The sequence below is a fragment of the Pseudomonas sp. L13 genome (genome assembly GCF_009935965.1).
In the GTDB taxonomy this organism is placed as follows: Bacteria; Pseudomonadota; Gammaproteobacteria; order Pseudomonadales; family Pseudomonadaceae; genus Aquipseudomonas; species Aquipseudomonas lactis.
On sequence record NZ_QODJ01000097.1, the window covers coordinates 1 to 14,051 of the forward strand.

The following is a 14,051-nucleotide window of genomic DNA, read 5'->3' on the forward strand; positions in this document are numbered from 1 at the left end:
TCGCCAGCGTAGGGCCGGGCCAGGCGTAGCCAGAGGCTTTCCTGGCCGGGTTTCCAGGTGTCGCGGTCGAACAGGAAATGGACTTTGTAGCGGCCTTCGAGGTCGATGTGGCCGTAGGGGTCGTGTTCTTTGGGGCTGGTGACGCGGGCCGGGACGGTGCCGGCGATTTGCGGTTTGGGCAGCAATGCCGGGCGAAAGCACACGGTTTCCGAGTAGGGAATGGCCTGGAAGCTGGCTTCAAAACTGCGGTCGCGGGCGGCGTGGGTGGTGACTTGGGTGATGACCGCGCCGGGGGTGAAGGCGTTGGGCGCGCCGCCGGTGATTTTCAGGACTTGGCCGGGGGTCAGGCTGGGGCTGCTGCTGACGCCGCTGAGGTGGGTCTGGCCGTTGAGGTAGCGTTCGTGGCGCAGGCGCGCGTAGAAGTAGCCGCTTTCGCTTTGCAGGTCTTCGTCCTGGTCGTAGCGGTCGCCGATGACATTGTAGGGTTCGGCGTAGTGGTAGGCCTCGCCGTAGGTGCCTTTAGCGCCACGGCTTTGGTCCACATCACCGTCGAGGTGGGCGTTGGCGACGCGGTGGTGGTAGGCGCGGATGTTGACGTGTTGCTCCACCACCTTGTGGTTCGATTGCAGGCGCCATACGCCGTCCTGGCCGCTGCTGTTCAGGCCGGATTGCGGGCGGTATGGCAGTTGCACGTCGAACTGGTAGTGACGCTGGTCGTCGTGGAATTCCACCACATCGATGTTCAGGCGTTCGTCGCGGGTGAAGCGGTACCAGATGCCGACTTCGGCCAACAGGCGCGAGATGAAGGCCAGGTCGCTTTCGTCGTACTGCATGACCTGTTCGCGCTTGGGGTATTCGCGCACCAGGTTGAAGAGGAAGTCCTGACCTTCGAAATCATGGCGGCTGCGCAGGATGCTTTCGACGATCTGCGGCACCGACTGGTGTTGGTAGATGCGAAATTGTTTGCCGCGAGCCAGCAAGGCCAGGCGCGGTTCCAGGGTGATTTCGTAGCGGGCTTCGTCCAGGGAGCCGGACAGGCGTTTGAAGCCGGTGACCACGCCGTGCAGGGTGCGCAGTGGCTTGACCGGGGGCACCTCAATGCCCACGGCTTTGAGCGCGGCCATGTCGGGGCTCAGGCCGGGGCCGTGCAGGCTGAAGTTGGCGTCTTTGCCCAGCAGGCTGTCGGCACTTAGGTCGCCGTCGAGGCAGGTGAATTCGACGCGGTAGCTGAACGGCTGGCTTAGCCCTTCCTGGCCTTCGAAGGCCAGCACGTCCAATACTGAATCCAGCCCATAGACCGACAGTTTGTGGCGACTGTGGTCGAAGAAGGTGCGCAGTTCATTGAGCATGTTCAGGCCTCCAGGGCGACCGGCGTGTGGTGGTCTTGGCCGTCGTTGAAGTGCAGGATGACGCCCTCCTCCTCGCTGTAGCCCAGGGTCACCTCAGTGGTTTTCTCGTGGGCGGCCTGGCGGCGCAGCAGTTGTTGGCTGAGCACGGGCAGGATCTGCTGATTGAGCAGGCTGTCGATGTTGCGCGCGCCGGTGTCGGGCAGCAGGCACGCGGCAACCAGTGCCTGGTTGAGGGCCAAGTCGACGCGGCAGTGCACGCCATAGTGGCGCTGCAAGCGCTTGGCAACCTGGCCCAGCTTGATGGCGACGATGCGTTGCAGGGCATCGGCCAGCAGCGGACGGTAGATGAGGGTTTGGAAGCGGGCGAGCAAGGCCGGCTGGAAATGCTCGCGCAGGATCGGGCGCAGCAGTTCTTGCAGGGTGCTGTCGGGGGCGCCGGGGAACTCTTGCAGGCAGGCTTGCAGGTCGTCGCTGCCCAGGTTGGAGGTCATGAGGATGACGGTGTTGCGAAAGTCGATTTCGCGCCCTTCGCCATCGCGCATAAAGCCACGGTCGAACACCTGGTAGAACAGATTGATCACGTCGCGGTGGGCTTTTTCCACTTCATCGAGCAGCACCACGCTGTAGGGGCGTTGGCGCACGGCGTCGGTGAGCACGCCGCCCTGGCCGTAACCTACATAACCGGGGGGCGAGCCTTTGAGTTGGCTGACGGTGTGGGCTTCCTGGTATTCCGAGAGGTTGAGGGTGATCAGCGCTTGTTCGCCACCGAACAGGGTGTTGGCCAGGGCCAGGGCGGTTTCGGTTTTGCCGACGCCGCTGGTGCCCACCAGCAGGAACACGCCCAGCGGTGCCTTGTCGTCGGTGAGGCCGGTCTTGGCGGCGCGCAGGCGCTGGGCCAGGGCGCTCAGGGCGTGGTCCTGGCCGATCACCTGCTCGCCCAGTTGGCGCTCCAGTTCCAGCAGGTTGGCCTGCTCGTCCTTGAGCAGGCTGCCCAGGGGTACGCCGGTCCAGTCGGCGATCACTTCGGCGACGCTGCGCACATCCACGTCCAACGACAGCAACGGTTGGTGGCCCTGAACCTCATGCAACTGTTGCTGCAGGTGCAGACAAACGTCCCGGCTCGATGACTCGCCCAGGCGTGCCGCGAGCAACTGCTGGGTGAGCTGGAGTTCGCGGTGGTATTGGTCTTCCAGGGCCGCTTGCCGACGCTGCAGGTCGGCGTGCTGGCCGGCGATGGCCTCCAGGCGCTCCTCAGCATCGGCGCCGTTGAGTTTGCAATCTTCTTCCAGGGCCAGGTGCTCCAGTTCCAGGGCGGCCTGCTGGGCTTTGAGGCGCACCAGCGGCTGCGGCTCGCAGTCCAGGCTCATGCGCACCCTGGCGCTGGCGGTGTCGAGCAGGTCGACGGCTTTGTCCGGCAGTTGGCGCCCGGTGAGGTAGCGCCGCGACAGGCTGACCGCCGCCTGCACCGCCGCGTCCTGGATGTGCACGCCATGGTGGCTGGCGTAGCGCGCCTTGAGGCCGCGCAACATGAGGCTGGCGTTGGCGTCGTCCGGCTCGTCGACCTTGACCACCTGAAAGCGCCGCTCCAGGGCCGCGTCACGCTCGAAATATTGTTTGTACTCGCTCCAGGTGGTGGCGGCGATGGTGCGCAATTCACCACGGGCCAGGGCTGGTTTGAGCAGGTTGGCCGCGTCGGCGCCACCCGCCTGGTTGCCCGCGCCGATCAGGGTGTGGGCTTCGTCGATGAACAACAGCACCGGCAGCGGCGATTGCTGCACGGCGTCGATGACGTTTTTCAGACGCTGCTCGAACTCACCCTTGACCCCGGCGCCCGCCTGCAACAGGCCCAGGTCCAGGGTGCGCAGGCTGACCGACTTGAGGCTGTCGGGCACGTTGCCTTCGGCGATGCGCAGCGCCAACCCTTCGACCAAGGCGGTCTTGCCCACGCCGGGTTCGCCCACCAGGATCGGGTTGTTCTTGCGCCGGCGGCTCAGAACGTCGATGACCTGACGGATTTCATCGTCCCGCCCAAACACCGGGTCGATCAGCCCTGCCCTGGCCTTGGCGGTCACGTCCTGGGTGAAGCGGTCGAGGATGCCCTGCAACGCCTCCTGCAATTCGGGGAGCGAGACATTGGCGTCCGACGCATTATCGGTGGGTTCCAATGTGTAGTGCTGGGTCGGTTGCGCACGCTCGATCGACTGTTGGTCGAGCAGCCCGGACAAGCGTCGCAGCTGGTTGTCGCTGAGGCTGAGCAGCGGCCAGGTAGCCTCGCAGGCCAGCAGGTCGGGGTTTTCCAGCAAGGCTGCGAGCAGGTGCGCCGAGCGGATGGATTCGTTGCGGCTGTCCAGCGATGCGTATAGCCAGGCGCATTTGATCAAATGGTGCAACTTGTCACACAACTGCGGCTTGCTGTGCACGCTGCGCGGCAGCCGGTCGAGATGAGCGAGCAGGCCCCGCCACAGCGTGTCCATGTCCCATTCATAGCGCCGGGCAATCACGGTCAGGTCGCCCTCGCCCTGCTCCAGCAACTTGAGCAGCCAATGCTCGATGCTGATCACCCCGTGGGCGCGGCTCTGGCACAGGGTCGCCGCGGCACTCAAGGCCTGGGCGCAATAGGGGTTGAGGCGGCGAAGCAAAAGGGCGGAGTTCTGGGCCATGGGCGTGCATCTCTGGTGTGGGGGCTCGGCGTGTCATCAAAGCTCGATGTGTTTGGCTGAGCGTCCGCGAACGGGCGCTCAACCCTGCACACCGCGAACCGGCAGGCGCACAGGCGCCTGCCGGTTTCTACGCATCAGGCGCTCTGGCGTTCGTTCCAGGCATCAGAGTGGATGATGTTGCCGTCCTTGTAGGTCCAGGTGACCTTCTCGTAGCGCAACTCGACCTGTTCCATGTGGTTGTGCTTCTCTTTGCCCTGGTCTTTGATGTCGTGCATTTTCGGCGCGACTTTGACGACCTTGACGTTTTCCAGCTTGGTGATGAAGTACTCGACTTCCTGGCCGGCGTCGTCGATGCGGTACCACTTGAACTCGGCGCTTTTAAGCGTCTGGCCGGTGGTCACCGCCTTGTACAGGTAAGGGCTGGACGCATCGATTTCCTTGCTGAACAGGAACGGGGTGTGCACCCGCGTGCCGGTCAACTTACCGGTGTTGTTGTCGGTGGGGATGTACAGGCTGTGGTCCTGGGCGATGACCTCGATACTGCCTTCGCGTTTCTGCACGTTCACGGAACCTTTGATTTCCGCGCCGCCGTCATCTTGCAGCCAGAGGTAAACGGGAATTGCCATGTGAAGCTCCTTTTTTCGGGGTTTGCATGCCACGGGATGCGACAGGCGGGGTCTTGCCCGGCGCCGCAGCAGGAAGCGCACAGGCCCCTGCTTCCGGTACCAGACGAATATCGACGCGACGGTTGGCGGCGCGCCCGGCGTCGGTGTCATTGCTTGCCACGGGCTGCTGGGCGCCAAAGCCCTGGACCGCGAAGCAACTGTCAGGAATGTCGCCCATGCGCTGCATCCAGTCGCGCACCGAGGCGGCGCGGGCGCGGGACAGCTCAAGGTTCTGGCCAGGGCTGCCGGTGATGTCGGTATGCCCGGCGATGACGATCAGCCAACCGGCCTGGGCCTTGATGTTGACCAGTGCGTCGATCAACACCTTGGTGGAGCCCGCCTTGAGTTCAGCCCGGCCAGGATCGAACAGGGAGAGGCTGTCCAGGCGCACCGCATCGGGAATCTTCATCGGCGGTGGAGCCTCGGGCGGTTGCCGGTGGGCAGCGATGGTCGCCAGTAACGGCAGGCGCAGACGCTCCCCTCGGTACAAGCCAAGCCCCAGGGCCAGCGGCTCGCCCTGGCGGTAGTAGTCGTCCAGGCGCGCGGCGTCCTCACGTAATACGGCCACCGCGTTTTCGCGCAGGGCGAATTGCGGCTGGTCGCGGCGCTCGGCCAGCGGGATGGCGTGATAGCGGCGCAGGTCATCGCTGACCTGACGCAACAGCAGGTTGTTCTGCCAGGCCGAACTGGCCAGCGCCACCACGCCCGCCAGGGTGAACAGCCACACCGCCATGATGCCCGCACGCAACCGCGCAGAACGCCGAATACGCAGGGGCAGCAGGTTGAGCAAAGGGTCGGGAAATGGCAGGCTCGCACCGGCCACCGAGGGTTCGGACGCGCCGAGGGCGACCCTGACGCGCAGCCATTGCTGCCACAGGTTGCCGGGCACGCGCTGAGGCACGGTCGGCACCAGTGTCATCGCCCACACCAGCGGCACACGCCCGTCACGCCCGGTAAAGTGCGACAGCACCTTGTCTTTGAGCCACGTGGCCAGGCTGCCGACCTGTACGCCCATGGCCAGACGTTCCGTGCCATGGGCGCTGTCGACGGCCTGGCGCTGCCAATCGCTCAAGCTGGCACAGGCACCGGCACTGCGCACCCACAGGTCGGGCTCGCCGCTCTCGCAACTGAACCAGGCGTCTTCGTCAGTGGTGGTCTGCCCATAACTGACCAGCATCAAAGGCAACGCGAGGCCGCGTTTTCGCGCCAGCGTGAGTTGGTGACGAAAAGCACGTATCCGCCCCGCCAACTCGCCGTCATCCGTATGTTCAACGGGGTTGACGCAAAACATCACGTTCAGTTGCCCACCCCAGTCCGGGCGTTGCGTCAACACGCCCGCCACTGCCGTACCCAGTTGGTCCAGCGCAGGCACCCGCACATAACAACCCTGCGCAGTCAGCCGCAGCGCCAACTGGTCGGCGGGAACAGCACCGAACAAGCCCGTGAGCCCATCGCCACACACCAGCACCACGGGCTGGCGATAAGTTGCCGCCGGCAGGGGCGTCTCACCAGGCGGCAGCAACTGCGCGCCGCGCTTTGCGAAACGACGCTCTGCCCAGACCCAGGCCAGCACGACCGTCAAAATCGCTGCCGCTCGCACCCAGCCCGAGGCCGGAATGATCAGTGCCAGCGTCACAACCAGCACCCCGGCCCACAGCCAGAGCCCTCGTATCAAGTTGAGTGTCATCGCAGCCTCACGCCTGGCCAGGGGCAAGCGTGGCGACCAGGCCACCGAGCAGCTGGTCCAACCCCCACCAGACGCCGACCAGCAGCACGCCCGCCATGGTCAAGCGAACCCAAGGCGAGCGCAATGTGCCAAGCCGCTCGTTGCGCGGGCCGCTGCCCTGGGTGGTGAGCATCGGGTTGAGCTTCAGGGGCGGAACGTGCGCATTCAGGGCGTCCATCAGCCGCTGGCGCTCGGGGTGGTTGAGATCGGGGTAGCGCCCGCGAAAACCCAGCAGCATCACGCGCTGGAACACCGTCAGCACCAACAGGTCGGGCACCGGCTGGCGCAGGGCCTGGCGCATGTCCTCATACAGGAACTCGCCCGCCTGGTGACGGTTGAACAAGTGGGCCTGCAAGGGCTTGCTCGCCCAGCGCGCATGGGCCGGCCCCGTGGCACGGTTCAGCACGGTTTCATCGAACAGCGCGCTCTGGGCATGGCAGATCAGCGCTGTGCTTTTGTTGCTCACCCCCGCCGCCTGCAAAGCTTGATACACCTGCTTGACCTGCCGCACGCAGCAACGCCACAGCTCGGAGGTGTCTTGCACCTCTGCGCCCTGGTGCAGTTCGACCACCAGCAGGTAGCTGTCTTGCAAGAGCTTGTCGATATCCAGCGCCGAGGCCGGGTTCTTTTTCGAGGCTGTCAGATTCATGCGCGCAGTACCGCGAAGAGTTCAAGTTTGATGTCAACCAGCGTGCTGGGGACGTACAGCGCACAGACCCCTTCGGCCAGCATGGCCTGGCCCTTGGGGTGCCCAAGGTCAAGGGCGAAATACTGGTTTTCCAGGCGCAGTGGAATCGCCGCCGGTACATGGCTGAGCGGCTGCAAGGGAATACCGTCGAGCGCGGCATTAACCAGTTGATTGACGTCGTCCGGCGTGCCCATTTTGCACAGGCGCGGGAAGTGTTTTTGCAGCTGCGCGGCCGGCATTCGACAGCGCACCGACAGGTAGAAATCGGCACCGTCGCGCTCGCGCAAACGGGCATCGTTAAGCGTGACCTGCCAGCGATTGGCAGCCACCTCTTCCAGCACCAGGGCCACCACCCGCGACGGCAGGCTGGCCTCGAGCAAGGTGGATATGGTCTGCATCAGGGGTGGGAACACCGCTTCCAAGTGCTCATGCCGATAGGCCGGTATCTGGTCCATGTCGTGTTCCAGGGAAAACGTCAGCAGGCCACCGGCCAATTTGATCAGCGCCTGGTACACCTGCTCAGGATGCCGCGCAGGATGGGCCTTGAGATCGGCCAGCACGGGTTGATAGGTGTTCAAGGCGTTGAGCAACCAGAACAGCGACACATCGGCCACGGCAAAGTCGGCCATGCGCTGGTTGCTTTCGCGGCGCATGCCCATCAGCCGCTGACGCTTGGCGGCCAGTTGCGTCAGCAGGTTGTCCAGTTGGGTCACCAGCCCTGGGTGGGCGGCGAAGCTGAGCAACGGCGGGACAAAATCGGGGTCGAGGTGCCAGGCGCCCTGCCCGTCGCGCATCAGCCGCGCAACGGGACAGGTCAGGTAGTCGGCGTTGTCGTCATCGGCCAGGCGTAGCGTTAGCACATGTTCGAGCACGCCAATCGATTGCACCTCATCGCCATACATGTCCTGTACCTGGCGCCAGTCCTGACGATAGCGCACGGGCCGGTCGACCCGCGTGCCATCGAACACACAGTTATTGCCATTGGCCTGTTCCAGCGGTAACGCCAGCACCAAGGTGGCGCTGCGGCGGGAGTCGGCCAGCAACCCCGCCAGTTCCAGCGCCGGTGGCAGGCGATCCACATGGTCGGTGTCGATCAGGGTGCCATCGGGCAGGCGCACCCGTAGTTGCGTGGCCTTGAGCTTGCCCAAGTGCAAGGCCTGCAAGTCAAAGGCAACCCCCCAAACCCCCCAGGGGTGTACAAGGCTCAGGTGGGCCAGACTGTCGTCGGCCCACGCCTCCCAACGCGCCTGCTGCTGGAACTGTTGCGGCGACAGCAAGGCGCCCGCTGCCCACAGGGGGCGGTCGATCTTCATCACATCGTGTCCTTGCGAAGGGGCTTAAGCTTTGGCCTTGGGCATCTGCGAAACCAGTGACAAGTTGACGTCCATGCCTTCGACCTGAAAGTGCGGAATCGCATACAACTTGACGCGGAAGAACCCAGGGTTGTCTTCGATGTCCTCCACCGTCACCCGTGCATCGCGCAAGGGGTGGGAGGCTTGCAGATCATCGCCAGGGTCGGTCATTTCGGTGACGAGGCCACCTACCCACTTATTCAACTCCAGCTCCAGCAGACGTCGGTCCTTGGTGGTACCGATGTTTTCACGCTGGATCAGCTTCAGGTAATGGGCGATGCGCGACAGCAGGAAGATGTAGGGCAGGCGCGCATTGATGCGGCTGTTGGCCGTGGCATCGGCGGTGTCGTACAGCGCGGGTTTCTGGGTGGAGTTGGCCGAGAAGAAGCACGCGTAGTCGCGGTTCTTATAGTACGACAGAGGAATGAAACCGAGGTTGGCGAATTCGAATTCGCGGGTTTCCGGGATCATCACCTCGGACGGGATCTTCACCTGATTGCCAGTGCCCAGGTCGTAGAGGTGGATCGGCAGGTCGGTGACCGCGCCACCCGACTGCGGGCCGCGAATCTGCACGCACCAGCCGTTGGTGATAAAGCTCTTGACCATGTTGGCCGCGAAGGCAAACGAGGCGTTGGTCCACAGGTACTTCTCGTGGTCCGGGCCCTTGACGCTTTCGATGTAGTTGAAGCTGCGCACCGGAATGGTGTCCGGGCCATAGGGCAGGCGCCCCAGCACACGCGGCATGAGCAGGCCGATGTAGCGTGAGTCGTCGCTGTCGCGGAACGACTTCCACTTGATGTATTCGGCCCGGTCGAAGTAGTTGCCGATGTCCTTGATCGCCGCGACTTCTTCCATCGACTGTTTACCGAAGAACGCCGGCCCCACCGCGCCAATGAACGGCATGTGGGCGGCAGCGGCAACTTTCGAGATGTTGCGCAGCAGGGCAATGTCCTGCGGGCCGCGGCCGAACTCGTAGTTGGAAATGGCCGCCGCGATCGGCTCACCGCCCGGAGTGTCGTACTCCTGGGTGTAAGTGTGTTGGTACAGGCCGCTCTGGGCGATCTCGGGTACGTCTTCGAAATCCTGGATCAAGTGATCCTTGCTGATATCCAGCAACTCGATGCGTACGTTCTGGCGAAAATCGGTCTGGTCGATCAGGGATTTCACACCGCGCCAGGTGGACTCGACCCGCTGGAAATCCGGGTGATGCATGATCGCATCGAGTTGACGGCTGATCTGCGTGTCCAGTGCAGCAATGTGCTCGTCCAGCAGGGTCTTGTCCAGGCGTTCGACTTTCTGCGACGACTGCTTGAGCAGGTTCAGAAACACACTGACCGCAGCGGTGACGCGCTCATCGGGCGAGGCTTCGGACAGCACCTCGGCATTCTGGAAGGGCTCGATCGCGCCCAACTCAGATACTGGGTTGAGGTTGATCTTGGCGAACAAGGCGTTATACACGCCCTGGCCGACTTCGGGAGCATAGGTCTGGGTTTGTTGCGACTGTGACGATGGGTGTTCTACGGACATGATCAAAGTTCCTTATCAGCGGACCAAGGGCAATCAACGAGCGGACGGCGGCGCTAAAGCGGCCAGTTCAGCGCGTAGTTCGTCGCTCAGTGCGTCGTCCTTGAGGATGCGCTCCAGCTCATGGCGGAAGGTGGCGTTATCCAGCAGATTGGATTTGAGGTCGCGCAACAGGTTGCGCATCGCCAGCAGGGCTCGCAACTGCGGCATTTGCCGGGCGACTTGCTCGGGCTCGAAGTCCTTCATGTTGCGGAAGGTCAGTGCGATGGACGCTTCGGCGTCGCCCTGGACCAGGGTGTTTTCCACCGCCAGTTTCACACTGGGGGAAAACTCGGCCAGCACGCTGTCGAAGTTGTTTTTGTTGATGTCTACCTTGTTTCGTTCAGATAACGGACGCTGTTCCTGGCCGTTGCTGTAATCGCCCATGACCATGAGCTTGAGTGGCAACTCGATTTTTTTCTGCGCGCCGCCGGTGTGCAGATCAAGCTTGATGTTTACCCGAGCCTTGGGCACTTCGTTTTGAAAGCTATTTGAAGCCATACGTCCTCCAGACACGCTTTGCGCGACACGCTATTGCGTCACGAATAACAACGGATACTGGAATTCATTCCCTGGCCGACAGCCTTTAAAAAGGTCACCGTCCTGGCACATAAACTCCATAATGGAACTGCAACAGGCAACGCACTTTCGCGTAACTTCTGGTTAACCAACCAGGCGGGACGGAGTACGAGGCACCTCGCTTTTTACTTCCAACACTTTGCGTATTTTTTGATTCCACACATCCGGCACCGCTCTCCCAAGCACCTCGCCGAGCCTGAGCGCATAGAACCGCGCACAGACAGTTAATACCTCCATTTCCTTTGCAGATGAAGGCTTGTGTGAAACGCACAGTAAACACAACGTTTAAAGAGTATTGCATCCAGCTTCAAAAAATATCAATACGTCACTTTTTTCACTTTTGTTTGATGATCCCGTATCGCAAACCAAAATGACCACATCACGCTGGGAAATTTCCTACATCCTTTATTCGCATCTTCAGCTAGACATTCAACACAAATGTAAAATCATCCCGCTCAACTCTTTTATCCTACAAATGGGGAGGGGGAATCTTTCGCTTTGAAGTTAAAAAACCTTATTAAAAACCCTACGTCCCGAGCCAAATAGCCATACCAAAAAAGGGGTTTACGCCATAAACAACCGAGGGCAAATATCAATACAAAATTTTTCAAAAATGCAAAAAACAAGATGGATTTCCCTTGCCCACTCCTGCGAGACGGCCCTGAATACCATCGAATGCGCCCATCGACTGCCCTGCGCGGCGCCCTCACGACAACCTGCCGACCACTCAACACCTCCTCTCTTTCACGCGATGGACAGAAACCCTGAAGAACGGTACCGATTGACAGTTTCCGTATCCGCCACGTAGGTACCGACAAGCACAGCCCAAATGGATACACGGGAGAAATTCCGCACCTCGCGATTTAAACCTCACGCGCTCTGCTGAATGCCAAGCATGAGGCCTGAACGAATTCCCCATATCTATTTGATACCTCTCGTTTTTGTCCCAAGAGGCGTCAGCGAGGCTGATGGGGAGCCTCTATATCCGTAGGAATTTTCCTACATATTCAAAAGACCCCAACTGCTTGAATAGGCATGATTTACTTAGATGCATCGCGCGCTTAACCCTTTAAGCAGGTAACAACCCGCACTTTTTGACTAATGAAAAAGAGTTACCTCCAGATCATGACCAATCAAAAAGGTAGTCGCTTTTAGCCAGTACGACTTATGTGCGCGCCCATTGAATTACAGCTGCTCATTTAAAAACCCTGCTAGATTCAATTCTGTTATCCAGCGAGTTTCAGCGCGCGAATGATTAACGGAATTCCAACTTAATTATTGCTGCGGAGACGGCTTACGCCACCGAAATGAACAAAATACATTCTGTGATTTGGAGCGTTTCAAAACACTGCTGGCTGGTCGTCTCGGAAGGTGTGAGCAGTTACTCCGGGCGCAGCAGCCGGCGCTCGGCCATTCGCCCAAGTCGCTCAGCCATCGCGCAAACGGCGCTGGGCGGCCCACTGGGTGTAGCGCCATACAATCTCCGTGCAGTACATGTCGCCATCATTCCATTATTCCTGACCTTCGGCGTTACACCTTTGGCCGTCGCCGGGCCGGGCGACGGCATCTTCGTCAATGACGGCACGGACAACGGTTGCAGCCGGGTGGGCGATTCGGGTTCGATGAGTGGCGTTACTAACGCGGCGTGCACCGCAGCCGATAAAACAACCCAGACTGACCACTCGCTGTTCTATAACCCACTTGGCCAAGTCGGCCTGGGTGCGACCTCATTGACACTGGGCAATGAACTCTTCGTCAATGGCGGCTCTACCGCGACACTCTCAGCGCCGGTGACCGCCGGTGCGCACATTAATACACTCGATATGCGTGGCACCAAAGTCCTGCAACTCGCGAACGGCATCGTTTCGGCGACATCGCAGGACGCCGTGAATGGCACCGACCTTTTCGCCACGGCCACTTCAACCGCAGCCGCGCTGGGTGGTGGCGCTCAGGTGACAGGTACGACCGGGCAGATTTCCGCGCCAAGCTACGCCACCACCACCATCACTGCCGCGGGCAATGTCACCACCGCCACTACCAGCGCCAATGTCGGCGATGCACTGACCAGCCTCAGCACCAGCCTGAGCAATAGCGCTAACGTGGGCGTCAATTATGACGACGCAGCCACCAAGGCCCGCGTGACCTTCAACCCAACGGGTGGCGCGACCACATTGACCAATGTCGCCGTGGGCGCCTTGAACGCTACGAGCACCGATGCGGTCAATGGCAGCCAGTTGAGTGCTACCAATACCACCGTCAGCGCCCAGGGTGCCCAACTGAACGGCATGGTCAACGACGGGGCAGGTATTAAGTACTTTCACAGTGCTTCAACCAAGGACGATAGCAGAGCCACCGGCATCGACAGTGTCGCCATCGGCCCGTTGGCCACCGCAGCCGGCGGCACGTCTATCAGTATTGGTAACGGTGCCAGCACCACTATAGCGGGGGGAAGAGCAATCGCCTTGGGGAACGCGGCGATTGCCCAGAACAACGGCGCGGTCGCGATCGGCTCTGAATCAAACGCCTCCGGCATTGACGGTCTTGCGCTCGGTTGGCAGGCCCAGGCACTGACAGCGGGTACCGTCGCGCTTGGTGGCCAGGCCGCTTCGTCAGGCAATAACAGCGTCGCTCTGGGCAACAACGCCAACGCTACGGTCGCAAACTCTTTGGCGCTGGGCTCTTACGCCACCACCACTGCGGCTGTCGCGACGGGCAACGGTGTCATCAACGGCGCCACCTATACTTATGCAGGAGCAACGCCAGTCAGCGTGCTCAGCGTCGGCAACGCCACCCAGCAGCGGCAAATCAGCAACGTCGCGGCTGGGCAGGTCTCGGCTACCAGTACCGATGCGATCAACGGCAGCCAATTGAACGCCACCAACACGGCGATTAATGGCCTGGGCGTACAGGATCAACGTTTCACCAGCGCTCTGGGGGGCGGGGCGCAACTGAACCCGACGACGGGTGCCTGGGTCGCGCCTAGCTTCACTACTACCGCCATCGACACGGCAGGCAATGCCACCACCGCCACCAGCAGCGCCAATGTCGGCGCGGCCCTGACTGGCCTCAGCACCAGCCTGACCAATACCGCCGCCGTAGGCGTCAAATATGACAATGCCACCACCAAGGCCAGCGTGACCTTCAACCCAGGTGGTACCGTCACCACCCTGACCAACGTCGCGACCGGCGCCGTGAGTGCCACCAGCACCGACGCGGTCAATGGCAGCCAATTGAACGCCACCAACACTTCGGTTACTGACCTGAGCACCAGCGTCAACACCTCGGTCACTAACCTGGGCACGCAGATAAGCAATCTGACCAACACTGCCGCCGAGGGCGTCAAGTACGATGATGTGAGCACCAAAACTTCGGTGACCTTCAACCAGGGTGGAACTGCAACGACCTTGACCAATGTCGCCGCCGGCGCCTTGAGCGCCACCAGCACCGAGGCAGTCAATGGCAGCCAGTT

The 14,051-nt window shown here is 61.5% G+C and carries 9 protein-coding genes; 1 reads left to right on the forward strand and 8 read right to left on the reverse strand.

Annotated features, from left to right (window positions below):
- From DK871_RS27265 to tssB, 8 genes are all read right to left on the reverse strand, one after another.
- Positions 1-1,349 (reverse strand): type VI secretion system Vgr family protein (locus tag DK871_RS27265; RefSeq protein WP_161907345.1); only part of this gene is annotated, 1,349 nt, incomplete at its 3' end.
- Between the two features lie 2 nt (positions 1,350-1,351).
- A complete protein-coding gene (gene tssH, locus DK871_RS27270; RefSeq protein WP_161907346.1) occupies positions 1,352-4,009 on the reverse strand; it encodes a type VI secretion system ATPase TssH in 2,658 nt (885 codons plus the stop codon).
- A gap of 134 nt (positions 4,010-4,143) precedes the next feature.
- Entirely contained in the window at positions 4,144-4,635 is a 492-nt protein-coding gene (locus DK871_RS27275) for an Hcp family type VI secretion system effector (RefSeq protein ID WP_116668776.1), read from the reverse strand.
- Positions 4,601-6,361, reverse strand: a complete 1,761-nt coding sequence (locus tag DK871_RS27280) for an OmpA family protein (RefSeq protein WP_161907347.1) — start codon at positions 6,359-6,361, stop codon at positions 4,601-4,603. Before DK871_RS27280 ends, DK871_RS27275 begins: the two co-directional genes overlap by 35 nt.
- A 7-nt stretch (positions 6,362-6,368) precedes the next feature.
- Positions 6,369-7,049: a type VI secretion system protein TssL, short form gene (gene tssL, locus DK871_RS27285; protein ID WP_161907348.1), complete on the reverse strand. Its 681-nt coding sequence runs from the start codon at positions 7,047-7,049 to the stop codon at positions 6,369-6,371.
- Positions 7,046-8,401 carry a type VI secretion system baseplate subunit TssK gene (gene tssK / locus DK871_RS27290; protein WP_161907349.1) on the reverse strand — a complete coding sequence of 452 codons (1,356 nt, stop codon included), beginning with the start codon at positions 8,399-8,401 and terminating at the stop codon, positions 7,046-7,048. Before tssK ends, tssL begins: the two co-directional genes overlap by 4 nt.
- Positions 8,402-8,425: 24 nt before the next feature.
- Positions 8,426-9,967, reverse strand: coding sequence for a type VI secretion system contractile sheath large subunit (tssC, locus tag DK871_RS27295; protein ID WP_161907350.1), 1,542 nt, complete (start codon positions 9,965-9,967; stop codon positions 8,426-8,428).
- Positions 9,968-10,000: 33 nt separating this feature from the next.
- Positions 10,001-10,504: a type VI secretion system contractile sheath small subunit gene (gene tssB / locus DK871_RS27300; RefSeq protein WP_161907351.1), complete on the reverse strand. Its 504-nt coding sequence runs from the start codon at positions 10,502-10,504 to the stop codon at positions 10,001-10,003.
- 1,385 nt (positions 10,505-11,889) lie between these two features.
- Between tssB and DK871_RS27305 the strand changes: the two genes are divergently transcribed.
- On the forward strand, positions 11,890-14,051 hold a 2,162-nt coding region (locus DK871_RS27305; protein ID WP_375139755.1), incomplete at its 3' end, for an ESPR-type extended signal peptide-containing protein.